Source organism: Klebsiella sp. A-Nf5 (assembly GCF_002810545.1).
Taxonomy (GTDB): domain Bacteria; phylum Pseudomonadota; class Gammaproteobacteria; order Enterobacterales; family Enterobacteriaceae; genus Klebsiella; species Klebsiella variicola.
In genome coordinates this window covers 53,348-76,430 of sequence record NZ_PIOG01000026.1, presented here as the reverse complement: position 1 = coordinate 76,430, position 23,083 = coordinate 53,348, and the positions used below count along the sequence as shown (strand labels likewise).

At 58.8% G+C, this 23,083-nt stretch carries 25 protein-coding genes; 12 read left to right on the top strand and 13 right to left on the bottom strand.

Going from position 1 to position 23,083, the window contains the following annotated elements:
- Positions 1-33: 33 nt before the first annotated feature.
- A complete protein-coding gene (locus tag CWM53_RS01820) occupies positions 34-327 on the bottom strand; it encodes a SelT/SelW/SelH family protein (RefSeq protein ID WP_100730272.1) in 294 nt (97 codons plus the stop codon).
- Positions 328-542: 215 nt separating this feature from the next.
- Here CWM53_RS01820 and CWM53_RS01815 point away from each other — a divergent pair, with 215 nt between their 5' ends.
- From CWM53_RS01815 to mutS, 9 genes are all read left to right on the top strand, one after another.
- On the top strand, positions 543-2,906 hold the full coding sequence (locus tag CWM53_RS01815) for a TonB-dependent receptor domain-containing protein (RefSeq protein WP_100631355.1): 2,364 nt from the start codon (positions 543-545) through the stop codon (positions 2,904-2,906).
- 71 nt (positions 2,907-2,977) lie between these two features.
- Positions 2,978-4,009, top strand: coding sequence for a hemin-degrading factor (locus CWM53_RS01810; RefSeq protein ID WP_100730273.1), 1,032 nt, complete (start codon positions 2,978-2,980; stop codon positions 4,007-4,009).
- Complete coding sequence (locus CWM53_RS01805; RefSeq protein WP_100730274.1) at positions 4,006-4,824, top strand: heme/hemin ABC transporter substrate-binding protein; 819 nt, start codon at positions 4,006-4,008, stop codon at positions 4,822-4,824. Before CWM53_RS01810 ends, CWM53_RS01805 begins: the two co-directional genes overlap by 4 nt.
- Positions 4,824-5,813: a FecCD family ABC transporter permease gene (locus tag CWM53_RS01800; RefSeq protein ID WP_100675842.1), complete on the top strand. Its 990-nt coding sequence runs from the start codon at positions 4,824-4,826 to the stop codon at positions 5,811-5,813. The genes CWM53_RS01805 and CWM53_RS01800 overlap by 1 nt, the downstream gene beginning before the upstream one ends.
- Positions 5,810-6,589 (top strand): heme ABC transporter ATP-binding protein, encoded by a 780-nt coding sequence (locus CWM53_RS01795; RefSeq protein ID WP_100730275.1) that lies wholly within the window; start codon positions 5,810-5,812, stop codon positions 6,587-6,589. The genes CWM53_RS01800 and CWM53_RS01795 overlap by 4 nt, the downstream gene beginning before the upstream one ends.
- A 278-nt stretch (positions 6,590-6,867) precedes the next feature.
- Positions 6,868-7,350 carry an Hcp family type VI secretion system effector gene (locus CWM53_RS01790; protein ID WP_002915094.1) on the top strand — a complete coding sequence of 161 codons (483 nt, stop codon included), beginning with the start codon at positions 6,868-6,870 and terminating at the stop codon, positions 7,348-7,350.
- A gap of 11 nt (positions 7,351-7,361) precedes the next feature.
- Positions 7,362-7,811, top strand: coding sequence for an STM2901 family protein (locus tag CWM53_RS01785; RefSeq protein WP_004188736.1), 450 nt, complete (start codon positions 7,362-7,364; stop codon positions 7,809-7,811).
- Positions 7,796-8,143, top strand: coding sequence for a DUF1493 family protein (locus CWM53_RS01780; protein WP_100730276.1), 348 nt, complete (start codon positions 7,796-7,798; stop codon positions 8,141-8,143). The genes CWM53_RS01785 and CWM53_RS01780 overlap by 16 nt, the downstream gene beginning before the upstream one ends.
- A gap of 268 nt (positions 8,144-8,411) precedes the next feature.
- Positions 8,412-10,973, top strand: coding sequence for a DNA mismatch repair protein MutS (mutS, locus tag CWM53_RS01775; protein ID WP_012967342.1), 2,562 nt, complete (start codon positions 8,412-8,414; stop codon positions 10,971-10,973).
- A 118-nt stretch (positions 10,974-11,091) separates the two neighbouring features.
- Here the strand turns inward: mutS and CWM53_RS01770 are convergent, their stop codons facing one another.
- From CWM53_RS01770 to CWM53_RS01750, 4 genes are all read right to left on the bottom strand, one after another.
- Entirely contained in the window at positions 11,092-11,244 is a 153-nt protein-coding gene (locus CWM53_RS01770) for a Hok/Gef family protein (protein ID WP_002915097.1), read from the bottom strand.
- A 338-nt stretch (positions 11,245-11,582) separates the two neighbouring features.
- A complete protein-coding gene (locus CWM53_RS01760; protein WP_061153527.1) occupies positions 11,583-11,819 on the bottom strand; it encodes a non-oxidative hydroxyarylic acid decarboxylases subunit D in 237 nt (78 codons plus the stop codon).
- A 10-nt stretch (positions 11,820-11,829) separates the two neighbouring features.
- On the bottom strand, positions 11,830-13,257 hold the full coding sequence (locus CWM53_RS01755) for a non-oxidative hydroxyarylic acid decarboxylases subunit C (protein ID WP_100730277.1): 1,428 nt from the start codon (positions 13,255-13,257) through the stop codon (positions 11,830-11,832).
- The gene (locus CWM53_RS01750) at positions 13,257-13,850 is read right to left on the bottom strand and encodes a non-oxidative hydroxyarylic acid decarboxylases subunit B (RefSeq protein WP_074387748.1); all 594 of its coding nucleotides are present in this window, start codon (positions 13,848-13,850) and stop codon (positions 13,257-13,259) included. Before CWM53_RS01750 ends, CWM53_RS01755 begins: the two co-directional genes overlap by 1 nt.
- A 174-nt stretch (positions 13,851-14,024) precedes the next feature.
- Here CWM53_RS01750 and CWM53_RS01745 point away from each other — a divergent pair, with 174 nt between their 5' ends.
- A complete protein-coding gene (locus CWM53_RS01745; RefSeq protein ID WP_061153525.1) occupies positions 14,025-14,432 on the top strand; it encodes a MarR family winged helix-turn-helix transcriptional regulator in 408 nt (135 codons plus the stop codon).
- Positions 14,433-14,440: 8 nt separating this feature from the next.
- Here the strand turns inward: CWM53_RS01745 and CWM53_RS01740 are convergent, their stop codons facing one another.
- On the bottom strand, positions 14,441-15,328 hold the full coding sequence (locus CWM53_RS01740; RefSeq protein WP_074387747.1) for a LysR family transcriptional regulator: 888 nt from the start codon (positions 15,326-15,328) through the stop codon (positions 14,441-14,443).
- Positions 15,329-15,436: 108 nt separating this feature from the next.
- On the opposite strand from CWM53_RS01740, the gene CWM53_RS01735 reads away from it, so the two are divergent.
- A complete protein-coding gene (locus CWM53_RS01735) occupies positions 15,437-16,639 on the top strand; it encodes an MFS transporter (protein ID WP_100730278.1) in 1,203 nt (400 codons plus the stop codon).
- Positions 16,636-17,013 (top strand): DUF4440 domain-containing protein, encoded by a 378-nt coding sequence (locus tag CWM53_RS01730; protein ID WP_074387745.1) that lies wholly within the window; start codon positions 16,636-16,638, stop codon positions 17,011-17,013. Before CWM53_RS01735 ends, CWM53_RS01730 begins: the two co-directional genes overlap by 4 nt.
- A gap of 52 nt (positions 17,014-17,065) precedes the next feature.
- Here CWM53_RS01730 and rpoS read toward each other — a convergent pair whose 3' ends face one another.
- From rpoS to ispD, 7 genes are all read right to left on the bottom strand, one after another.
- Complete coding sequence (gene rpoS, locus CWM53_RS01725) at positions 17,066-18,058, bottom strand: RNA polymerase sigma factor RpoS (protein ID WP_002915106.1); 993 nt, start codon at positions 18,056-18,058, stop codon at positions 17,066-17,068.
- A 157-nt stretch (positions 18,059-18,215) separates the two neighbouring features.
- A complete protein-coding gene (gene nlpD, locus CWM53_RS01720; protein WP_100730279.1) occupies positions 18,216-19,352 on the bottom strand; it encodes a murein hydrolase activator NlpD in 1,137 nt (378 codons plus the stop codon).
- 125 nt (positions 19,353-19,477) lie between these two features.
- Positions 19,478-20,104, bottom strand: a complete 627-nt coding sequence (locus CWM53_RS01715; RefSeq protein WP_002915108.1) for a protein-L-isoaspartate(D-aspartate) O-methyltransferase — start codon at positions 20,102-20,104, stop codon at positions 19,478-19,480.
- Entirely contained in the window at positions 20,098-20,859 is a 762-nt protein-coding gene (gene surE, locus CWM53_RS01710; RefSeq protein ID WP_012540737.1) for a 5'/3'-nucleotidase SurE, read from the bottom strand. Before surE ends, CWM53_RS01715 begins: the two co-directional genes overlap by 7 nt.
- Positions 20,840-21,889, bottom strand: coding sequence for a tRNA pseudouridine(13) synthase TruD (gene truD, locus CWM53_RS01705; RefSeq protein ID WP_012540736.1), 1,050 nt, complete (start codon positions 21,887-21,889; stop codon positions 20,840-20,842). The genes surE and truD overlap by 20 nt, the downstream gene beginning before the upstream one ends.
- Complete coding sequence (gene ispF, locus CWM53_RS01700; protein ID WP_008806222.1) at positions 21,886-22,365, bottom strand: 2-C-methyl-D-erythritol 2,4-cyclodiphosphate synthase; 480 nt, start codon at positions 22,363-22,365, stop codon at positions 21,886-21,888. The genes truD and ispF overlap by 4 nt, the downstream gene beginning before the upstream one ends.
- Positions 22,365-23,075 carry a 2-C-methyl-D-erythritol 4-phosphate cytidylyltransferase gene (gene ispD, locus CWM53_RS01695; protein WP_074387742.1) on the bottom strand — a complete coding sequence of 237 codons (711 nt, stop codon included), beginning with the start codon at positions 23,073-23,075 and terminating at the stop codon, positions 22,365-22,367. The genes ispF and ispD overlap by 1 nt, the downstream gene beginning before the upstream one ends.
- Positions 23,076-23,083: the final 8 nt, after the last annotated feature.

Sequence of the window (23,083 nt, the reverse complement as noted above, 5' to 3'; positions counted from 1 at the left end):
AAATAAGACCTCGCAGCTCATTTCCCCTGGCGATTATGTCGGGTTAGCTGGTTTATCCACATGCCTCAACGCTTTATCCGGGAAGCAGACATCGCGCACCCGGCGTTTCAGCTCGGCCGCATCCGGAAAACCGCCATCCTGCTTGCGCTCCCAGATCTGCTGGCCGTCGATATCGATCGTGAAGATCCCGCCGGTCCCCGGCACCAGCGTCACCGAGGCGATATCGGTGCTGAAGGTATGTAACAGCTCCTGCGCCATCCAGCTGGCGCGCAGCATCCAGTTGCACTGGGAACAGTAGGTGATGGTGATGGCCGCTTTTGAGTTCATCGTCGTCTCGCTAAGTCTGAAAGGGCAAATTGTAAACAAAGTGCAGTTTAAATGAAAAACACATGATTATTTTGTTGCAAACGATAATACCTATCATTACCATTCGCAATCAACAAATGGAGTAAGACCCCATCCGCAACGGAAAAGACGGAGCAACCTGCAACTCTGGAAGTAACGCGTGAGCCGATACTAATAACGATCAAGGCGTGGCGACTATGTACAAATCGACTCCGTCAGCAGCATGGTGTAAAAAACGCCTGCTGGTGACCTCTTTGCTTGCAGCAATTTATCAGACTTCTGCCATCGCAGCAGACACTTCCGCCGTTAGCGGCGAGGCGGTGGATGACACCTCGGAACAAATGACCGTCACCGCCCCCGCACCGGTGCAGAAAGCCGGTAGCGAACACAGCATCAGCGCCCAGGAGCTGGAGGATAAAGGCGCTAACGATTTTGGCTCTATCATGCGCTATGAGCCGCTCATCAGCGCCACCGGGGCCAGCGGCGGCTCCGGCAACGGCAAAAGCGGCTTCGACCGCGGAGGCTACACCGGCTACAACATCCGCGGCATGGAGAGCAACCGCGTCGGCATCGACGTGGACGGTATAGCCCAACCCAACGCCACCGGCCGCGGCTACGTCGGCCGCGCCGGGCTCAACACCTTCGGCATCGGCCGCGATTATATCGACCCGTATATGTACGGCAGCGTGGATATCCAGTCCGGCGCCACCTCGACGGAAACGGCCAACAGCGCTATCGGGGGGAATGTCTCCTTCCGCCCGAAATCGGCGGATGATTACCTGCGCCCGGGCAAGACCAGCGCCTTCGGCTACCGCAGCGGTTACGACTCTGCGGATCGCAGCTGGCACAACGGGGTGACCGTCGCCGGCGGCGATGAGTTCCTGCGCGGCATTTTGGTCTACAGCCGCCGTGACGGTCAGGAAACCGAAAACAACAGCGGCACCGTCGACGCCTACCCGGCGAACTGGCACTCCGATGCTTTTCTGGCCTCCGGGATCTGGCAGCCTAACGATGAACACAAACTGACCAGCACCTTCGACTATTACCATAAAACCAACCACACCCACTACGATACCTGGGACTCCAGCGGCAACAGCACCATCGGCACCGCCAACCAGACCAGCCAGACCCGGCGCTGGGGCCTGAGCCTGAAGGATGACTGGACGCCGATGAACGACTACCTCGACAGCGTCTCCACGAAAATCTACTACCAGCATACCGAAGCCCATGACTGGACTTATATGCCGGACAGCGTCACCCGCAGAATGCAGACGGTGAACTCCAACTATGACACCGACACCTGGGGCCTGCAGACCGCGCTGGCGAAAACCCTGGGCCGCCACGATCTGAGCGCCGGCTTCAACGCCAGCACGACCAAAACTCAGCGGCCGTTTAGCCAGTCGCCGATCCCCAGCGTTTACAGCGAGATCATGCAGCCGGAGGCAGACAGCCGCAGCTACACTCTCGGCGGCTTTGTCCAGGATAAGATCAACTTCGACCTTGATAGCCACAACTTCGCCATTATTCCCGGCGTGCGCGTGGTGCATCAATCGACTAAGCCGGAAAATCTGTCCGACCTTGCCGCCAACAGCAGCGTGCTGAGCGAATCGTCGGTGGCGAATCTGTACGGCAAAAACAGCGATACCCAGGTCCTGCCATCGTTGACCTTCCAGTACGACCTCACCCCACGCCTGATGACCTACCTGCAGTACCAGCGCGGCGCGCAGTTCCCCAACGCCAGCCAGCTGTATGGCTCCTGGAACCTCGGCTCCAGCTACGCCGGTAGCCAACAGTATGCCCTGATCGGCAATACCGATCTGAAGACGGAAACCAGCGATAATCTCGAGTGGGGGCTGAAGGGCGAAGTCACCGAAGGCATCACCGTGCGCACGGCGCTGTTCTACAACAGCTATAAGAACTTTATCGCCTATACCCGCTATACCCGCGCCAATAATCCGGGCCAGTTCACGAATGTGCCGTCGAACATCTACACCATTTATCAGGCGGAAAACCGCGATAAAGCCTATATCTACGGCGGTGAGATCAGCACCAAATTTAACTTTGGCACCTGGTTTGAGCAGGTGAACGGCCTGAGCACCACCCTCGCCCTCGGCTATAGCGAAGGGAAATCGAAATCCAGCTACAGCGGTGATAAATACGTCGACCTCGACAGCGTGGCGCCGATGAAAGCCATCGTCGGCGTGGCATGGGACGATCCGGCGAAACGCTACGGCACCGCCCTGACGGCGACCTTTGTCAAAGGGAAACAGGCGACCACCACCAACCGCGAAAGCTACAGCAACAGCGGGTCCGCCATCACCGATGCCAGCAGCGACTATATGCGCGTGCCGGGCTACGGCATGCTGGACTGGACCGCGTACTGGCAGGTGGCAAAAAACGTGCGCCTCAATGGCGGGGTCTACAACCTCACCGATCGTAAATACTGGGATTACCTGAGCAGCCGCAATATCGAGACCGGCACCAACCAGGACGCCAACGATAAAGCGCTGGCGGTGATGCCGGGCCGCACCTGGCAGCTGGGCGTCAACGTCGACTTCTGATTGCCCGAATAATAACGCACCTGCCCCCGGCCCACCGGCCGGGGATATTCATCGTCGAGAAGGATATGATTATGCCAAATGCACACCCCGACCTGTGGCAGCGCTACCAGGCCACCAAAGCGGGCAGTACCGCTAAATATGCCCGCGATATCGCCGCGGAAATGGGGATCAGCGAAGCCGAGCTGACCGCCGCCCGCCTCGGCCACGATGCCGTGCGCCTGAGCGATGACGCCCGGGCGCTGATTGCCGCCCTGGAGCGCGTCGGCGAAACCAAATGCATCTGCCGCAACGAGTATGCCGTGCATGAGCAGGTGGGCCAGTTCACGCACCAGCACCTCAGCGGCCACGCCGGGCTGGTGCTGAACCCGCGCGCGCTCGATCTGCGCCTGTTCCTCAGCCAGTGGGCCAGCGCCTTCCATCTGAACGATAATGGTCGTCAGAGCATCCAGTTTTTCGACCACCATGGCGACGCCCTGCTGAAAGTCTATGCGACCACGCAGACCGACATGGCGGCCTGGGACACCCTGATCGAGGAACATCGGGTGGCGGCGCCGGCACCGCTGGCCCTGCGCCCGCTGGAGCCGGTGAAATATGCCGACACCGCCGACGGTGCCGCGCTGGAGAACGACTGGCGCGCGATGACCGACGTTCACCAGTTCTTTGGTCTGCTGTGTAAATATCAGCTTTCCCGCCAGCAGGCCTTCCGTCTGGTGAGCGACGACCTCGCCTGCCGCGTGGATCGCCATGCGCTACCGTCGCTGCTGGAGACGGTGCGCCAGGAGGGCAATGAAATCATGATCTTCGTCGGCAATCGCGGCTGCGTGCAGATCTTCACCGGCGCCCTGGAAAAGCTGGCCCCCATGCGCGGCTGGCTAAATATCTTCAATACCACTTTTACCCTGCATCTGCGCGAAGAGAGCCTCGATGAAGTGTGGGTGACCCGCAAGCCGACCTCGGACGGACACGTCACCAGCGTCGAACTGTTCGCCAAAGACGGCACCCAGATTGCCCAGCTCTATGGCCAGCGCAGCGAGGGCCACCCCGAGCAGGCGCAATGGCGCCAGCAGGTAGATCGTCTGACCCGTGAAGGACTGCCCGCATGATGCGCTGGTTACTGCTCTTCATCGCTTTCCCGCTGCTGAGCCACGCTGCCGTTGAGCGGCTCGTCACCCTCGGCGGAGATGTCACTGAGATCGTCTATGCCCTTGACGCGGAACAGAGCCTGGTGGCGCGGGACAGCACCAGCAGCTGGCCTCCGGCGGCGCAAAAGCTGCCGGACGTCGGCTACCTGCGGCAGCTGAACGCCGAGGGGATCCTCGCGTTACGCCCGCAGCTGGTGTTAGCGAGCGCCCAGGCGCAGCCCTCGCTGGTCTTACACAAAGTACAGGAGAGCGGGGTAAAGGTGGTTAACGTACCGGGCGGCGAAAGTCTGTCCGCGATCGATAACAAAGTGGCCGTCATTGCCGAAGCGTTAGGCAAAACGACGGCGGGCGACGCGCTGCGCCAGCAGCTTCAGCAGCAGATCGCCGCCATTCCAACGCAGCCGGTTGCTAAGCGGGTGCTGTTTATTCTCAGCCACGGCGGAATGAATACCCTGGTGGCCGGACAGCACACCGCGGCCGATGGCGCCATTCGCGCCGCCGGGCTGCAGAACGCGATGCAGGGCTTCGACCACTATCGCGCCATGTCGCAGGAAGGAGTCGCCGCCAGCCAGGCGGATCTGGTGGTGATCTCCGCCGATGGTCTCAAAGGGATGGGCGGTGAAGCCGGGCTGTGGAAACTGCCCGGCCTGGCACAGACCCCGGCGGGGCGTCATAAACAGCTGCTGACGATCGACGACATGGCCCTGCTCGGCTTCGGGCCGCGCACACCGCGGGCGATAATCACGCTGCGAAACAAAGCGGAGCAGTTGCCCTGATGCGCCCTGCCCTCACCCGCCGTTTGCTGTTGATGACGCTGCTGCTGGTCTCCCTGACGCTGTTTGCCACCACCCTCGGCGCCATGCGCTTGCCGCTGGTCAACCTGCTGCCTTCCGGGGATGAGATGCTGCGCCACATCTGGCTGACCATCCGTCTGCCGCGGGTGCTGCTGGCCCTGCTGGTGGGCGCGGCGCTGGCCCTCTCCGGTTGCGTGATGCAGGGGCTGTTTCGCAACCCGCTTGCCGACCCGGGCCTGCTGGGCATCAGCAGCGGCGCCGCGCTGGCGGTGGCCAGCTGGCTGGTGCTTCCGTTCTCCGCTACGGGGCTGATCGCTCTGTATATGCCAATGCTGGCGGCGTTTATTGGCAGCCTGGCGGTGATGGTGGTGATTTTCATCCTCAGCCGGGCGGAGGAGGGTTCGCTGTCGCGCCTGCTGCTGGTGGGGATCGCCATCAACGCGCTGTGCGGCGCGCTGGTCGGCGTCCTGTCCTGGCTGAGCAATGACGCCCAGCTGCGCCAGCTGTCGCTGTGGGGAATGGGCAGTCTGGGCCAGGCCGAATGGCCGACGCTGCTGGTGGCCGCGACCTTGATTATCCCGGCGGCGCTGGCGGTATGGTGGATAGCGTCCCGCCTCAATCTGCTGCAGCTTGGCGATGAAGAGGCGCACTATCTCGGGGTCAACGTGCAGGCGCTACAGCGCTGGCTGCTGCTGTGCAGCGCGGTGCTGGTGGCCGCCGCGGTGGCCATCAGCGGAGTCATCGGCTTTATCGGCCTGGTGGTGCCGCACCTGATGCGCCTGTGGCTGGGACCGGACCATCGCGGACTGATCCCCGGCTCGCTGCTGGCCGGCGCGATCCTGCTTCTGCTGGCCGACACCCTGGCCCGCACCGTGGCGGCGCCGGCGGAGATACCGGTCGGTCTGCTCACCAGCCTGCTGGGCGCCCCCTGGTTTCTGTGGCTGGTCTTTTGTCGGGAGAACCAGGCATGAATAACGAATACTGCGCGCAGGGGCTGGCGCTTCGCCTCGGCCAGCGGCAGATCATCGACAACGTCTCCGTCACACTGCGCGGCGGCGAGATGATGGCGCTTATCGGGCCGAACGGCGCCGGGAAATCCACTCTGCTGCGGCTGTTGACCGGCTATCTGACCCCGGACAGCGGCACCCGCCGCCTTGCAGGCAAGCCGCTGGAGGCCTGGTCCCCCGAGGCGCTGTCGCGCCGGCGGGCGGTCATGCTGCAGCGAACGGCCCTGCAGGCCGACTGGACGGTGGAAACGGTCATTGCCATGGGACGCGCACCGTGGGGCGCGACGGCAGATCCGGCGGTGCTGGCGGCGGTGATGGCCGTCACCGGCTGCGATGGCCTTGCCGGTCGCCGCTATCCCGGCCTCTCCGGCGGCGAGCAGCAGCGGGTGCAGCTGGCCCGCTGTCTGGCGCAGCTGTGGCGCGACGGCGCGCCGCAGGGCTGGCTGTTTCTTGATGAGCCCACCTCGGCGCTGGATCTTTACTATCAGCAGCACCTGCTGCGTTTGCTCAAACGGCTCACCGCCGGCGGGCAACTGCATGTCTGCGTGGTGCTGCATGACCTTAACCTCGCCGCCCTGTGGGCCGACCGCATTCTGCTGCTCCACCAGGGAAATCTCGTCGCCCAGGGCACGCCGCAGGAGGTGATCCAGCAGCCGGTTATCCATCGCTGGTACGGGGCGGATGTCCGCCTCGTCCAGCACCCGGACAACGCGGCCCCCCAGGTTTATCTGGCGCCATAACCCCCGCGCGGCGCAACTGGAATCCGGATCGCGCCGCGCTTACGCTTTCTGGCAATAATTGCCTGCATTATATTATTGAGGGTCATTTATATTTAAAATCTATACCAATGGCGTAATAACCCAATGAAATATTTACGACAGCTATTTTTAAATATAAACCGTCATTACAGAGAAGATATTTCCCGTATTAATCCAAAAACGACACATTGATTATTTACTGCGCTTAATCAACTCGATACACTGTTTTCTTACTAATGATAATAGAGGGAAGAAGAAGCATGGCTATTCCAGGTAATATGTGGATATACGACGACGGTGGGGCACTAATCAAAGGTGGTTGTGATGTTGCAGACAGGGAGTTCAGCATCGAATTTAAAGGGTTTCATCACAATCTCTCCATTCCCACTGATAATGCCACTGGCAAGCCTACCGGCACTCGTCAGCACTCACCAATGATCATCGTTAAAGAATTCGACTATTCCAGTCCATACCTCTACAAAGCAGTAGCTACTGGTCAGAACCTGAAATCTGCTGAAATCAAATGGTATAAAATCAGCGATGCTGGTCAAGAAGTGGAATACTTCAATATGCTACTTGAAGGCGTCCGAATCGTATCAATATCTCCTACAATGGCTTCCCCAGAAGACAAGAACAACAACCATCTTGAATCTGTCGAACTTAGATATGAGAAGATCACCTGGAAACATTGTGACGGAAATATAATTTTCACCGATGCCTGGAATGAAAGACAAACAGCATAATAGATGAGCAAATGGATACGACAGAAGAACTAAATGGAACCTATTTCTATCACGGACAATCCAATCTTTCGGCTGGTGAACTTTTTGATGTCATTTTTCTTGAACAATTTTGTGACGAACTTGGCATTGGTATTGAATCTGGTGCCGCTATCCTCGCCGGGCAACCTTGGCTAAAAACCAGAACAAAGCCAGGAGAGGCAATAAAAGGAACAAGTGTTGTTTCTAAATATGGAAGGATGCTTCTGAGAAATGCAAAAACTCCATTTGGTATTAGGGTTCCTACACCCGTTGGTGTAAGAATGAGAAAAACGAATAGTCTTGCTGCTGTTATCGCCCGTTATGTTCCGTGGTTAGGTTGGATAGGACTTGTAAACTCAATTTATCAAGTTTCAAGAAAAACTCAGGAAAAATACAACCTAATAGCTCGCCCCAAAGACCGTATACAATGGACATCCTTTTAATGAAAAGCATTCAAGATCAGGTTTTAGACTTGTTTAAAGATGAGATCTCAACCCGTTTAGATAAAAATTGGAAAGAAATCCCATTGGAACTTGATTATGACTTATTTGATGCTCCCGGCGACGATCTGCATGACGCTTTAAATAAATTTGAACAAAAATTTAATGTTGATCTTTCCAGTGTTAAATGGTCGTGTTATTTCCCTTGGGAGAATACTCCAATGCTAACTCGGTGGTTTAAAGTAAAACTAGAAGATGTAGAAAAAACGCGTAAACCTTTAACTATCAAAATGTTTGCCGAATCAGCAAAAGCAGGTAAATGGCTTTACGACTAGCAACCACAAGCCGTTGTCGTAACGAGGTCTACGGCCAGAAGGCAGAACAACATCGACGGCGAACGTAATGTATGAAGACGATCGCGTGGCGGCGGTTCAATTACTGTGACGGTACCCCGCCCCCTCTGCAACTGGAATCCGGATCGCGCCGCGTGCTTTCGTCGGTTTCCCTCACCTGCCCATCTCCGTTATTATGTCTCATCCATGTGATAACGACGACAACTACAAAATCGCAGCCATTTCAAATCAGGGATCTGGATAACACCCCATGAGCACAATTGACAATCTCGACGCCCACACGCCCATGATGCAGCAGTATCTCAAGCTGAAGGCGCAACATCCTGACATTCTACTGTTTTACCGGATGGGGGATTTTTACGAGCTGTTTTATGACGATGCGAAACGCGCGTCACAGCTGCTCGATATCTCGCTGACCAAGCGCGGTGCCTCCGCGGGCGAACCTATTCCGATGGCCGGCATCCCCCACCACGCCGTGGAGAACTACCTCGCCAAACTGGTCAATCAGGGCGAGTCGGTGGCCATTTGCGAGCAGATTGGCGACCCGGCCACCACCAAGGGACCGGTCGAGCGTAAAGTGGTGCGTATCGTTACGCCGGGCACCATCAGCGATGAAGCGCTGCTGCAGGAGCGCCAGGACAACCTGCTGGCCGCTATCTGGCAGGACAGCAAAGGCTTTGGCTACGCGACGCTGGATATCAGCTCCGGGCGCTTTCGCCTGAGTGAACCGGCCGACCGTGAAACCATGGCGGCAGAGCTGCAGCGTACTAATCCGGCGGAACTGCTGTATGCGGAAGATTTTGCCGAATCGTCGCTGATCGAGGGCCGCCGCGGTCTGCGCCGTCGCCCGCTGTGGGAATTTGAAATCGACACCGCGCGCCAGCAGCTTAACCTGCAGTTCGGCACCCGCGATCTGGTCGGCTTCGGCGTGGAAAACGCCCCACGCGGCCTGTGCGCCGCCGGCTGCCTGCTGCAGTATGTCAAAGACACTCAGCGCACCTCGCTGCCGCACATCCGTTCCATCACCATGGAACGCCAGCAGGACAGCATCATTATGGATGCCGCCACCCGCCGTAACCTCGAGATCACCCAGAATCTGGCCGGCGGCACCGACAACACCCTGGCCTCGGTACTCGACTGTACGGTGACGCCGATGGGCAGCCGGATGCTCAAGCGCTGGCTGCATATGCCGGTCCGCGATACCGCCGTGCTGGTGGAGCGCCAGCAGACCATCGGCGCGCTACAGGAGCGCTATACCGAGCTGCAGCCGGTGCTGCGCCAGGTCGGCGATCTGGAACGTATTCTGGCGCGTCTGGCGCTGCGTACCGCCCGTCCACGCGATTTAGCCCGCATGCGTCATGCCCTGCAGCAGTTGCCGCTGCTGCGTGAGCTGCTGGCCGACGTTGACCGTCAGCCGGTGCAAAAATTGCGCGAGAAAATGGGCGAGTTCACCGAACTGCGCGAACTGCTGGAGCGCGCGGTGATTGACGCGCCGCCGGTGCTGGTCCGTGACGGCGGAGTCATCGCCCCGGGCTATAGCGAAGAGCTGGACGAGTGGCGTGCGCTGGCCGATGGCGCCACCGATTATCTCGATAAACTGGAGATCCGCGAGCGCGAGCGGCTGGGCCTCGATACCCTGAAAGTCGGCTACAACGCCGTCCACGGCTACTACATCCAGATCAGCCGCGGCCAGAGCCACCTCGCGCCGATCCACTACGTGCGCCGCCAGACGCTGAAGAACGCCGAACGCTACATTATTCCTGAGCTGAAGGAATACGAAGATAAGGTGCTGACCTCCAAGGGCAAAGCGCTGGCACTGGAAAAACAGCTTTATGACGAACTGTTCGACCTGCTGCTGCCGCATCTCGCCGACCTGCAAACCAGCGCCAGCGCGCTGGCCGAGCTGGACGTGCTGGTCAACCTGGCGGAGCGCGCGGAAACCCTGAACTACTGCTGCCCGACCTTTAGCGATAAGCCAGGTATTCGCATCAGCGAAGGCCGCCATCCGGTGGTCGAGCAGGTGCTGAAAGAGCCGTTTATCGCCAACCCGCTGCAGCTAGCGCCGCAGCGGCGGATGCTGATCATCACCGGGCCGAACATGGGCGGTAAAAGTACCTATATGCGCCAGACCGCGCTGATTGCGCTGCTGGCCTATATCGGCAGCTACGTCCCGGCGCAGAAGGTGGAGATCGGACCCATCGATCGCATCTTTACCCGCGTCGGCGCGGCGGATGACCTGGCCAGCGGCCGCTCGACCTTTATGGTGGAGATGACGGAAACCGCCAATATTCTGCACAACGCCACCGAACACAGCCTGGTGCTGATGGATGAGATTGGCCGCGGCACGTCCACCTACGACGGGCTATCGCTGGCGTGGGCCTGTGCGGAAAATCTGGCCAACAAAATCAAGGCGCTGACGCTGTTCGCCACCCACTACTTCGAGCTCACTCAGCTGCCGGAGAAAATGGAAGGCGTCGCCAACGTCCACCTCGACGCGCTGGAGCACGGCGATACCATCGCCTTTATGCACAGCGTGCAGGACGGCGCGGCCAGCAAGAGCTATGGCCTGGCGGTCGCCGCGCTGGCCGGGGTGCCGAAAGAGGTGATCAAGCGCGCGCGGCAGAAACTGCGCGAGCTGGAGAGCATCTCGCCCAACGCGGCGGCGACCCAGGTCGACGGCACGCAGATGTCGCTGCTCGCCGCCCCGGAAGAGACCTCGCCTGCGGTTGAAGCACTGGAGAATCTTGATCCCGACTCCCTGACCCCGCGTCAGGCGCTGGAGTGGATCTACCGTCTGAAAAGCCTGGTTTAGCCACCCATTAAGGTGAAAAACGGCAGCGCCGCTCAGCGCTGCCGTTTTAACAAACTAAAAATGGGTGCTAGAGGATGCGTCCTGACAACCCATACGCGGGGTTGCCCCCGCGTGGATGCTACTTCTTCGATTCGTAAGCGAGAACAGCTTTAAACTCAATATTACGCTCTTTAATACTCAGCTCGCATAGTGAGCTGTGCACCAACAGCGTAAATCCCAGTACCGTAATACAGAGTACGATGATTGCCACAAGGGCATATTTTGTCAGCATATCTTGCCTCCCTGCAAAGAAGAGACTAACATCTGAATTGTCGATGTTCATTCGCTAGCCTCAGTTGATAGAAATATCTCCTGGGGCTTTCGTCTGTCTGGGGTCCTGGTAATGCTCAAGGCCAGACAGCCTCAAGCACCCGCCGCTATTCTATACTCGTCAGGGCGTGAAATTTATCTGCAAGGAATTAATCAGACGGATTTTATAATAATCTGGAAGCAGGCTCGCAAAGTCATCCCAGCATATTAACCCCTCACGTAATTTTTTAATTTAATGAAAAAATAGCTTCCATAATTGTACTAAATATAAAAAAGGCCCGACTTAGCGGGCCCGTTTTATTAACGCTTATCTTCCGGCAATAACGGCGGTACGTGTGGTACCTGCGGCGCCTCATCAATATCTTTCTGCGTCATCCGGAACGCTTCCGGATAGTGTTCGCGACTGGTGCGGCGCAGCGGCTCGGTATTTCGCCAGGTATAAAGACAGTGCTGGCACTGATACACGGTCCAGACCCCTTTCACCGGCGACGTCGCCATCACTTCAATCTTTTCATCGGCGCAACGTGGACAAATCATCTTTTTCTCCTTATTTACGGTTGGCCAGCATAGCGGTCAGTTTTTCAGCCCAGGCTTTGGTTTCCGGCAGATCCTGCACCGGCTGGCTGTAGTGGCCGCGAAGGTCCGGCGCAACCGGGGTGGTGGCGTCGATAATCAGTTTGTCGGTGATGCCCGCCGGGCTGGAGCCTGGGTCAAGTTCAAGGACCGACATGTTCGGCAACTGCACCAGGTCACCCGCCGGGTTAACCTTCGAGGAGAGCGCCCACATCACCTGCGGCAGGTTGAACGGGTCAACATCTTCATCAACCATGATCACCATCTTCACATAGCCGAGGCCGTGCGGAGTAGTCATCGCCCGCAGGCCCACCGCGCGGGCAAAACCGCCATAGCGTTTTTTGGTGGAGATGATCGCCAGCAGACCATGGGTGTACATGGCGTTGACCGCCTGCACTTCCGGAAACTCGGCCTTCAGCTGCTGATACAGCGGCACACAGGTCGCCGGCCCCATCAGATAGTCAATTTCGGTCCACGGCATACCGAGATAGAGCGATTCAAAAATCGGTTTGCTGCGATACGAGACTTTGTCGATACGCACTACCGTCATGTTACGACCACCGGAGTAGTGACCGGTAAACTCACCGAACGGCCCCTCGATCTCACGCTTACGCCCTTCAATGACCCCTTCGAGGATCACTTCCGACCCCCAGGGTACATCAAAGCCGGTCAGCGGCGCGGTAGCGATGGGATACGGGCTCTCGCGCAGCGCGCCAGCCATTTCATATTCCGACTGATCGTATTTCAGCGGCGTGGCGCCCATCAGGGTAATAATCGGGTCGTTACCGAGGGTGATGGCAATCGGCAGATCTTCCCCACGCTCTTCCGCTTTATGCAGATGCAGCGCGATATCATGCATCGGCACCGGCTGCAGGCCGAGCTTGCGCTTGCCTTTCACTTCCATGCGGTAGATACCGACGTTTTGCTTACCGAAGTTGTCAGGATCACGCGGGTCGCGTGATACGACACAGGCTTTGTCGAGGTAGAAACCGCCGTCACCATCGTTGAGGCGGAACAGCGGCAGAATATCGAACAGGTTGATATCGTCGCCATCAACGGTGTTTTCCGCCCACGCCGGGTTGGCGCGGCGCTCTGGCGTCACCGGGAATTTATCCCAGCGGCGAATGAATTCATCAATCTGCTTTTTCACCGGCGTGTTAGGCGGCAGGCCCAGCGAGATGGCATGGTTCTGCCACGAACCGATGGTGTTCATCGTCACGCGGGCGTCAGTAAAGCCACGAATATTATCGAACCACAGTGCCGGGGCGCCGTCGCCGATGCGTCCGGTCGCATTGGCGGCCGCCGCCAGATCGGGCTCGGCGTTTACCTCTTCACTGATTTTTAGCAGTTGTCCCTGGTCATCCAGCGCCTGCAAAAAGCTGCGCAAATCATCAAAAGCCATTATTCGATCTCCTGTGCAAATTGTTCTGCCGTGCGTAAGCCGCTCCAGCGGCGCGCTTTGTGATAGTCGAGGCCAAACTGATCCAGCACCCGGGTGACGATATGATTGGTGATATCGTCAACCGTCTCCGGGTGGTTGTAGTAAGCCGGCATCGGCGGCACCATCGCCACGCCCATGCGCGACAGCGCCAGCATGTTCTCCAGATGGATCGTGCTCAGCGGCATTTCCCGCGGGACTAGCACCAGCTTGCGCCCCTCTTTGAGCACCACGTCCGCCGCGCGGCCCACCAGCCCTTCGGCATAACCCGCGCGAATGCCTGCCAGCGTTTTCATACTGCAGGGAATAACGATCATGCCGTCGGTACGAAATGAACCGGATGAAATGGTGGCGGCCTGGTCAGCCGGGCTGTGGGAAAAGTCCGCCAACGCGGCCACTTCGCGCGCTGTCCAGGGCGTTTCCAGCTCGATGGTGGTTTTGGCCCATTTCGACATCACCAGGTGGGTTTCCACCTCCGGCATATCACGTAGCGCCTGCAGCAATGCCACCCCAAGCGGAGCCCCGGTGGCCCCCGTCATCCCAATAATCAGTTTCATTCCAGACCTCACTCAAATTGTTCGTACACGAACTTTATATTTAAATTATCCTCTCCGGACGGCGATGACAAGATCGTTCGTATACGTGCGCATTTTTAATCAAAAACGCAGAAAGGGTATAAAATGGCGTACGAACGGCTATCATAGAGGTGACAGTTTTGTTACGGAGTATTCATGGAGTTACGAAACGAAGCATTTCACCTGCTGCGCCAGCTTTTTCAACAACATACCGCCCGCTGGCAGCAAGCGTTACCGGATCTGACTAAACCTCAGTACGCGGTGATGCGCTCGGTAGCGGAGCAGCCGGGTATCGAGCAGGTCGTGCTGATTGAAGCGGCGGTCAGTACCAAGGCCACGCTGGCGGAGATGCTCAGCCGGATGGAGGCGCGCGGCCTGGTGCGCCGTGAGCACGATCCCGCCGATAAACGCCGCCGTTTTGTCTATCTGACCGAACAAGGCGAGGCGTTGCTTAATCGTTCGATTCCGCAGGGCAATGAGATCGATGACGAGTTTCTCGGCCGCCTGAGCGATGACGAACGCGAACAGTTCTCCCGGCTGGTGCGCAAAATGATGGCGCCCTGAGCGGTCAATTAAACGACCTTCTCACGCAGGAAATCGATAAACGCCCGCACCCGGGTCGGCATATGCTGCGCATCGGGATAAAGGGCATACACGCCTTGCTGTGGGAAATGGTATTCCGGCAGGAGCGGCACCAGCTCCCGCTGCGCCACTTTTTTGGCTACCAGCCATGCCGGCAGCAAGGCGATGCCGCACCCGGCCAGAGCAAAGCTCATCAGCGCCGTAGCGCTGTCGGCTGAAAAGCGCGGCGCGCTGGCAATGGCGAAATCCACCTCTGTCTGTTGATCCGTTCGCAGCTGCCAGCGCAGCGGCGCCGACAGACGCTCATGAATAATCCAGTCGGCTTGCGCCAGATCGGACAGCGTCTGCACCGGATGGCTTGCCAGCCAGGCCGGAGAGGCGACGGGCAGGATCGCGAAACTGGCTATCCGCGTCGCCCGGTAGCGGGAATCGGCCAGCGTACCGAGGCGTATCGCCACATCAAATCGTTCTGAAATGAGGTCCGCATGATGGGAGGACGAAACGTGGCGCACCCGCAGCGCCGGGTGACGACGGGCAAACGCGGCCAGCGCCGGAATGATGACCTGCGCGCCATACTCCGGCGTGGTGGTGATCCGCAGCTCTCCACTTAAGCCGGTATGGCTGGCCCGCACCTCATCCTGCAGATTTTCCGCCGCTTTCAGCAGCGCCACCCCGCGCTGATAGAACAGCGCCCCGGCGTCGGTGAGGCGCAGACGACGCGTTGAGCGCAGCAGCAGGGTCACCCCCAGTTCATTTTCCAGCTGCCGTACGTTAAAACTGACCACCGCCTTGGTCTGCCCCAGCGCCGCAGCGGCCAGGGTGAAGCTGCCGGCATCCACCACGGCGATAAACATGGTCACACGCTGAAGATTAAGCATTGTCGTCCGGATGATTGTCAAAAATATTCAGACAGTATATCCCGATTCACCCCATTTATCCCCCGCAGAACCGGGTTTACAGTAGCCGCCTGTCTGAGGGAGTGAACCATGACCTATCGCCACCGCGTTGCCACCGTTTTTCTGTTCGGCTTTTTTCTCGATTTAATCAATATGTTTATCGCCAGCATCGCCTTCCCGGCCATCAGCCGCGCGCTGACGGTTTCCGTCTCTCAGCTGGCGTGGGTCAGCAATGCTTATATTCTCGGTCTGACGGTCGTCGTACCGTTCAGTGCCTGGCTTAGTCAGCGCTGGGGGGCGAAACGACTGTTTTTACTCTCGCTGGGGCTGTTCAGCCTCGGCGCGCTGGCGGCAGGGCTTGCCAGCAGTCTCGGCGAGCTGATTTTCTGGCGGACGCTGCAGGGGATGGGCGGCGGGCTGTTAATCCCCCTTGGCCAGGCATTGACGTGGCCGCTGTTTCAGCCGCATGAGCGGGCGAAACTGTCGGCGGCGGTGATGCTGGTCGGCCTGCTGGCACCAGCCTGCTCGCCGGCAATCGGCGGCCTGTTAGTCCAGGCCTTCAGCTGGCGCTGGGTCTTTTTCGCCAGCCTGCCTGTGGCTCTGCTAACCTTTGTGCTGGCGGTGCGATGGCTGAACGACAGCCCCGGCCCGGTTCGCCCAACTCGCTTTCTTCCGCTGTCGTTGCTGGCCGATCCTCTGCTGCGCTTCGCGATGCTGATCTACCTCTGCGTACCGGGGATGTTTATTGGCGTCAACGTGGTCGGGATGTTCTACCTGCAACGCGTCACCGGGATGGCGCCGGGGGCCATCGGTGCCCTGATGGTGCCCTGGTCGCTGGCCTCGTTCGCCGCCATCACGTTTACCGGCAGATATTTCAACCGCTTCGGGCCACGACCGCTGGTGATGGTTGGCTGCTTGCTACAGGCGGCGGGGATCCTGCTGCTGCTGAAGATCGATGCGCACAGCCCGCTGGCGCTGTTGATTCTGGCCTTTACGCTGATGGGCGGAGGAGGCAGCTTATGCAGCAGCACCGCGCAAAGCAGCGCCTTCCTGCATACGCCTGCCGAAGAGATGCCTGACGCCAGCGCGCTGTGGAATCTGAACCGCCAGCTCAGCTTCTTTGCCGGCAGCGCGCTGCTCGCCCTGCTGCTGAGGGGATTTCCGCCGGCCTACGCCTGGCAAATCGTGTTTATTAGCGCCGCCGCCATCACCCTGTTGCCGCTGCTGTTTTGCCTGCGGCTGAATAATCGGGCGATTATCCATCGCCTGCACACCACTCTGGAGAAGTCATGAACCCTTATCTGCAGGAAGTCCTCGACGCCCATATCCTTATCGAACGCTGGTTAAGCCAGGGGGAAGGAAGCGCTGAGGCACTGATGACACGTTTTGCCGCCGAATTCACCATGATCCCTCCGGGCGGCGAGAAGATGGACTACCCGGCGGTGAGCCGTTTTTTCCACCATGCGGGCGCAACCCGTCCGGGATTACACATCGTGGTGGACCAGGCGAAAATCATTAGCGAGTGGCACGACGGCGCCGCAGTGCTATACCGTGAAAGCCAAACGCTGGCGGATGGCAGTGAGAACGTACGCTGGTCGACGGCGATTTTTCAGCAAGCGGAAGGGAAAATTATCTGGCGTCATCTGCAGGAAACCCGCCTCGGCTAGCGCAAAGAAAAAGGCCCCGACTGTCGAGGGGGCCTTTTTGAGAGAAAAGATCTTATTCGCGGAAGAGCGCTTCGATATTCAGCCCCTGCCCCTGCAGAATTTCCCGCAGGCGACGCAGACCTTCCACCTGGATCTGCCGCACACGCTCGCGGGTGAGGCCAATTTCACGGCCCACATCTTCCAGCGTGGCTGCTTCATAACCCAGCAGACCGAAACGACGCGCCAGAACTTCACGCTGCTTGGCGTTCAGTTCGAACAGCCATTTGACGATGCTTTGCTTCATATCATCGTCCTGCGTGGTGTCTTCCGGGCCGTTCTCTTTCTCATCGGCCAGAATATCCAGCAGCGCTTTTTCTGAATCGCCACCCAGCGGAGTATCCACGGAGGTGATGCGCTCGTTCAGACGCAGCATACGGCTGACGTCATCGACCGGTTTGTCCAGCTGTTCGGCAATCTCTTCCGCACTCGGCTCGTGGTCCAGCTTATGGGACAACTCGCGCGCGGTACGCAGATAGACGTTCAGCTCTTTAACAATATGGATCGGCAAACGGATCGTACGGGTTTGGTTCATGATCGCCCGTTCAATGGTCTGGCGGATCCACCAGGTCGCATAGGTCGAAAAACGGAACCCACGTTCCGGGTCAAACTTCTCAACGGCGCGGATCAGGCCGAGGTTACCTTCTTCAATCAGATCCAGCAGCGCCAGACCACGATTGCTGTAACGACGGGCAATCTTCACCACCAGACGCAGGTTGCTTTCAATCATGCGACGGCGTGAAGCGACATCACCACGCAGTGCGCGACGCGCGAAATAGACTTCCTCTTCCGCGGTCAGCAGTGGGGAATAACCAATCTCTCCAAGATAAAGCTGAGTGGCGTCAAGTACGCGTTGTGTTGCGCCTTGCGACAGTAGCTCTTCCTCAGCCAGATCGCTATCACTGGGTTCCTCTTCTACTAAGGCCTTCTCGTCGAAAACCTCAATTCCGTTCTCATCAAATTCCGCGTCTTCATTTAAATCATGAACTTTCAGCGTATTCTGACTCATAAAGGTGGCTCCTACCCGTGATCCCTGAGCAAAGCACCTTCCACGGCACATCAACAAACGACGCCTGGACGATTTCCCCTGCCCTCTCTGCGAGAGTGGCGTAGACACCGCCCTGGCGCCTGTTAGCTGATGCTTCGCTTATCCGTACTTTGCCAAATTATCGCTGCGGTAAGTACTGCAGCGGGTTGACGGATTTCCCCTTGTAACGAATTTCAAAATGTAATCTTGTTGAGCTGGTTCCGGTGCTACCCATGGTAGCGATTTTCTGCCCCGCTTTGACTTCCTGTTGCTCCCGAACCAGCATGGTATCGTTATGAGCGTAGGCACTCAGGTAATCATCGTTGTGTTTGATGATAATAAGATTACCGTAGCCGCGCAGTGCGTTACCGGCATAGACGACGCGCCCATCGGCGGTCGCGACAATAGCCTGTCCCTTACTGCCTGCAATGTCGATACCTTTATTGCCGCCTTCCGCGCCGCTAAAGTTCTCGATAACCTTGCCATCAGTCGGCCAGCGCCATGATGAGATCGGCGAACTGGTTGACGTACTGCTTGCAGTCGGCTGGGTTGTGCTCACCGTTGTTGGTGCCGTCACCGGCGCGACAACCGTTGTGGTCGTGGTCGCGGGTTTATTATTAGGCAACATCTTGGTAGCACTCTGTTCACCTGAAGATTCAGAATACGTAATAGTCGGTTGTGAAGCAACCACCGCGGTCGATTTTTGTGCAGAAGTTGTGGTGGCTGTCGCACCGCCGCTCGCCCTTGCGCTGGCCTGAGAAACGGCGTTTTCACCGGTGATCGGCTGGCCTGAGGCGTTGCCGACCTGCAGCACCTGACCCACGTTCAGCGCGTACGGGGCCGGGACATTGTTGCGTTGCGCCAGGTCGCGGAAATCGTTGCCGGTGACCCACGCGATATAGAACAGCGTGTCTCCCCGTCTTACCGTATAGGTACTGCCGCCGGTATAGCTACCTTTCGGAATATCGCCATATTTGCGGTTGTAAACGATCTTACCGTTCACCGTCTGCACCGGCTCCTGCGCCATCGGCGTCGGCTGCGGCTGAATGGTTTGGGTCTGTACCGGCTGAATCGGCTGCGCCTGAGGAGCAGACTTGACGCCGGAGGATGGCGGCGTAATCAGCATGCCGGAGTTGGTGCTGGAAGAGGCGGCACCGCCGGCAGAGCTAACCGGCGCTGGCGGATTATTGGTGTTGGTACACCCGGCCAGCCAGAGTGAAACCAGTGAAAGAGCCGCAATACGGCTGACGGTAAATTTGGTGCTTCCCGCGCTCATTTATCCCCCAGGAATATGTTAACTGCCAATATCTTGCTTACCGGGCGGCGCCCGGCCAGGACACTGAAAAATGTGTCCACCCTACGCCTAAAGTCAGGCAAAAAAAACCTGGAATAATCCGGGTCTCAGGCCAGCTCCCCCTTCACCAGGGGAACAAAGCGAACGGCCTCGACGGTATCAATGATAAATTCGTTGCCCCGGCGACGGATCCGTTTGAGAAACTGATGCTCTTCGCCAACCGGCAGCACCAGCACGCCATCGTCATCCAGCTGCGCCAGCAGCGCGGTTGGAATCTCCGGCGGCGCCGCCGTCACAATAATGGCATCAAACGGCGCCCGTGCCTGCCAACCTTGCCACCCATCGCCATGACGGGTTGAAACATTATGTAAATCAAGTTGTTTCAGGCGACGACGCGCCTGCCACTGTAAACTCTTAATCCGCTCCACCGAGCAAACGTGATGCACCAGGTGCGCCAGGATGGCCGTCTGGTAGCCGGAACCAGTGCCGATCTCCAGCACGCGCGACTCCGGCGTCAGCGTCAGCAGCTCGGTCATCCGCGCCACCATGTAAGGCTGGGAGATGGTCTGCCCCTGGCCAATCGGCAGCGCGGTGTTTTCCCACGCTTTATGTTCAAAGGCTTCATCAACAAATTTTTCGCGCGGGACAAGCGCGATCGCCTCGAGGACACGCTCATCGACGATGCCCTGCGTGCGCAGTTGATTCAACAAACTTTCAACACGTTTACTTACCATTGCCCGTCAACCCCGACACGTTCCAGCCAATCGCTGACTACCTCATGCGCCTGATGGGCGGTTAAATCGACGTGCAATGGCGTCACGGAAACATAGCCTTCATCCACTGCCGCAAAATCGGTGCCCGGCCCGGCATCGCGCTTATCGCCCGGCGGGCCAATCCAGTACAGGGTGTTGCCGCGCGGATCTTTTTGCGGGATCACCTGGTCGGCCGGATGGCGGTTGCCGCAGCGGGTCACGCGAATGCCCTTGATTTGATCAAGCGGGAGATCCGGCACGTTGATGTTAAGGATCCGCCCGGTACGCAGCGGCTCGCGGCTTAAGGCGCGCAGAATGGTGCAGGTTACCGCCGCGGCGGTATCGTAATGTTGATAGCCGTTCAGCGACACAGCCAGCGCGGGGAACCCCAGATGACGGCCTTCCATCGCTGCGGCCACGGTGCCGGAATAGATGACGTCATCGCCCAGGTTGGGACCCGCGTTAATGCCGGAAACAACGATGTCCGGACGTGGGCGCATCAGCGCGTTCACGCCGAGATAGACACAGTCGGTCGGGGTGCCCATCTGGACGGCGATGTCGCCATTTTCAAAGGTAAACGTACGCAGGGATGATTCCAGCGTCAGCGAATTCGAGGCTCCGCTGCGGTTACGATCGGGTGCAACAACCTGGACCTCGGCAAACTCCCTTAAGGCCTTCGCCAGGGTCTGTATCCCCGGCGCATGGATCCCGTCATCGTTACTCAGCAATATTCGCATAGTCACCCGTTGTATTGATAAGCTCCCTGACCACGCTGGTGGCGAAGCTGCCCGCCGGCAGCCAGAAACGCAGTTCAACGGTTACGTCATCCCACCAGTTCCAGCTAAGCTGCTGCGGATAGAGAAGCATCGCCCGGCGCGCCGCCTCGACTTTCTCCCGCACCAACAGCGCCTGCAGCGAAGTTTCTTCGGCGATGGCGGCCTGCTCGGCGGCCAGAGCGTCGCGCTGGCTTCCCCAGTCGCCGCTGCCCGGCAGCGCAGCCGTGATCATCAGTTCGCGGTTGTGCACCCGCGCCTGCGAAACCTCGAGTTCTTCCGGTGTGACGACAAACCAGCTCCCACGCCCCGCTAATTGTAGCGCATCGCCATCAACAACCTGATTAAATTCCGTTTTTTTTAATCTAATACTGACTTGCTGATTAAACAACGCACTGCGGGCCGCCGACAACCAAAAACTGCGCTTATTGCGATCGCGCACCGGCGCGTCGCTTTCCGCCCAGCGCAACGCGCCCTGCAGATTACTGCCGCCAATGCCAAAGCGCTGCGCGCCGAAATAGTTCGGTACGCCCCGTTCAGCGATGGCCTGCAGACGCGTCTCCACGTCCTGGCGATGGCTAATCTCACGCAGGATCACGGTAAACTGGTTGCCTTTCAGCGCGCCTAAACGCAGCTTACGCTTATGGCGGGCATATTCCAGTACCTGGCAGCCCTCGAGCTGAAATTTGCTCAGGTCCGGCATCTCTTTGCCGGGCACCCGCGCGCACAGCCACTGCTCGGTGACGGCGTGCTTATCCTTTTGCCCGGCGAAGCTCACTTCACGAGCGTGGATCTTGAGGAATTTCGCCAGCGCGTCGGCGACAAAGCGCGTATTGCAGCCGTTTTTCAGGATCCGCACCAGCACATGTTCGCCTTCGCCGTCCGGCGCAAAGCCCAGATCCTCCACCACCAGAAAGTCTTCCGGATTGGCTTTCAGCAGCCCGCTGCTCTGCGGCTTGCCGTGCAGCCAGGTCAGTTGGTCAAAGGCGATCATTTTTCGGCCTTACGCAGCAGCGCGACCGCTTCGCAGGCGATCCCTTCCCCACGGCCGGTGAAGCCCAGCTTCTCGGTGGTGGTCGCTTTCACGTTGACGTCGTCCATATGGCAGCCGAGATCTTCAGCGATAAAGACGCGCATCTGCGGAATATGCGGCAGCATCTTCGGCGCCTGGGCGATAATGGTGACGTCGACGTTGCCGAGCGTATAGCCTTTGGCCTGAATACGACGCCACGCTTCGCGCAGCAGTTCGCGGCTATCGGCGCCTTTAAACGCCGGATCGGTATCGGGGAACAGTTTGCCGATATCGCCGAGCGCCGCGGCGCCCAGCAGCGCGTCGGTCAGCGCATGCAGCGCGACGTCGCCGTCGGAGTGGGCCAGCAGCCCTTTTTCATAAGGAATGCGTACCCCGCCAATAATGATTGGGCCTTCACCGCCAAAAGCGTGTACGTCAAAACCATGTCCAATTCGCATTAAGCTTTCTCCTGGTGTCGGGAACGGGTGAGGTAAAATTCAGCCAGCGCCAGGTCTTCCGGGCGCGTCACTTTAATATTATCCGCGCGACCGGCGACCAGCTGCGGATGGAAGCCGCAGTACTCCAGCGCCGAGGCTTCATCCGTGATGGTCGCCCCCTCGTTCAGCGCCCGGGTGAGGCAATCCACCAGCAGCTCGCGAGGGAAAAATTGCGGCGTCAGCGCATGCCACAGGTCATTGCGATCGACGGTATGGGCGATAGCGGTTTTGCCCGGCTCGGCGCGCTTCATGGTGTCGCGCACCGGCGCCGCGAGGATCCCCCCGACACGGCTGGTTTCGCTGAGCGCCAGCAGGCGGCTGAGGTCGTCCTGATGCAGGCAGGGGCGCGCGGCGTCATGCACCAGCACCCACTGCGCCTCCGGCAACGCCTTCAGGCCCGCGAGCACGGAATCGGCGCGCTCGGCGCCGCCATCCACGACGGTAATTTGCGGGTGCTGCGCCAGCGGTAGCTGGCTGAAGCGCCGATCGCCGGGGCTGACGGCAATCACCACGCGCTGGACGCGCGCATCCGCCAGCAGCGCAGCGACCGCATGTTCGAGAATCGTTTTGTTACCGATTGAGAGATATTGTTTCGGGCATTCCGTTTGCATGCGGCGGCCAAAACCGGCTGCCGGCACCACGGCGCAAACGCCCGGAAAAGTGGCTGCCATGTTGTTAT

Bases quoted from the DNA above. Each gene is read 5' to 3' on its own strand.
- CWM53_RS01820 (WP_100730272.1), bottom strand. From the start codon at position 327: ATGAACTCAAAAGCGGCCATCACCATCACCTACTGTTCCCAGTGCAAC.
- CWM53_RS01815 (WP_100631355.1), top strand. From the start codon at position 543: ATGTACAAATCGACTCCGTCAGCAGCATGGTGTAAAAAACGCCTGCTG.
- CWM53_RS01810 (WP_100730273.1), top strand. From the start codon at position 2,978: ATGCCAAATGCACACCCCGACCTGTGGCAGCGCTACCAGGCCACCAAA.
- CWM53_RS01805 (WP_100730274.1), top strand. From the start codon at position 4,006: ATGATGCGCTGGTTACTGCTCTTCATCGCTTTCCCGCTGCTGAGCCAC.
- CWM53_RS01800 (WP_100675842.1), top strand. From the start codon at position 4,824: ATGCGCCCTGCCCTCACCCGCCGTTTGCTGTTGATGACGCTGCTGCTG.
- CWM53_RS01795 (WP_100730275.1), top strand. From the start codon at position 5,810: ATGAATAACGAATACTGCGCGCAGGGGCTGGCGCTTCGCCTCGGCCAG.
- CWM53_RS01790 (WP_002915094.1), top strand. From the start codon at position 6,868: ATGGCTATTCCAGGTAATATGTGGATATACGACGACGGTGGGGCACTA.
- CWM53_RS01785 (WP_004188736.1), top strand. From the start codon at position 7,362: ATGGATACGACAGAAGAACTAAATGGAACCTATTTCTATCACGGACAA.
- CWM53_RS01780 (WP_100730276.1), top strand. From the start codon at position 7,796: ATGGACATCCTTTTAATGAAAAGCATTCAAGATCAGGTTTTAGACTTG.
- mutS (WP_012967342.1), top strand. From the start codon at position 8,412: ATGAGCACAATTGACAATCTCGACGCCCACACGCCCATGATGCAGCAG.
- CWM53_RS01770 (WP_002915097.1), bottom strand. From the start codon at position 11,244: ATGCTGACAAAATATGCCCTTGTGGCAATCATCGTACTCTGTATTACG.
- CWM53_RS01760 (WP_061153527.1), bottom strand. From the start codon at position 11,819: ATGATTTGTCCACGTTGCGCCGATGAAAAGATTGAAGTGATGGCGACG.
- CWM53_RS01755 (WP_100730277.1), bottom strand. From the start codon at position 13,257: ATGGCTTTTGATGATTTGCGCAGCTTTTTGCAGGCGCTGGATGACCAG.
- CWM53_RS01750 (WP_074387748.1), bottom strand. From the start codon at position 13,850: ATGAAACTGATTATTGGGATGACGGGGGCCACCGGGGCTCCGCTTGGG.
- CWM53_RS01745 (WP_061153525.1), top strand. From the start codon at position 14,025: ATGGAGTTACGAAACGAAGCATTTCACCTGCTGCGCCAGCTTTTTCAA.
- CWM53_RS01740 (WP_074387747.1), bottom strand. From the start codon at position 15,328: ATGCTTAATCTTCAGCGTGTGACCATGTTTATCGCCGTGGTGGATGCC.
- CWM53_RS01735 (WP_100730278.1), top strand. From the start codon at position 15,437: ATGACCTATCGCCACCGCGTTGCCACCGTTTTTCTGTTCGGCTTTTTT.
- CWM53_RS01730 (WP_074387745.1), top strand. From the start codon at position 16,636: ATGAACCCTTATCTGCAGGAAGTCCTCGACGCCCATATCCTTATCGAA.
- rpoS (WP_002915106.1), bottom strand. From the start codon at position 18,058: ATGAGTCAGAATACGCTGAAAGTTCATGATTTAAATGAAGACGCGGAA.
- nlpD (WP_100730279.1), bottom strand. From the start codon at position 19,352: ATGAGCGCGGGAAGCACCAAATTTACCGTCAGCCGTATTGCGGCTCTT.
- CWM53_RS01715 (WP_002915108.1), bottom strand. From the start codon at position 20,104: ATGGTAAGTAAACGTGTTGAAAGTTTGTTGAATCAACTGCGCACGCAG.
- surE (WP_012540737.1), bottom strand. From the start codon at position 20,859: ATGCGAATATTGCTGAGTAACGATGACGGGATCCATGCGCCGGGGATA.
- truD (WP_012540736.1), bottom strand. From the start codon at position 21,889: ATGATCGCCTTTGACCAACTGACCTGGCTGCACGGCAAGCCGCAGAGC.
- ispF (WP_008806222.1), bottom strand. From the start codon at position 22,365: ATGCGAATTGGACATGGTTTTGACGTACACGCTTTTGGCGGTGAAGGC.
- ispD (WP_074387742.1), bottom strand. From the start codon at position 23,075: ATGGCAGCCACTTTTCCGGGCGTTTGCGCCGTGGTGCCGGCAGCCGGT.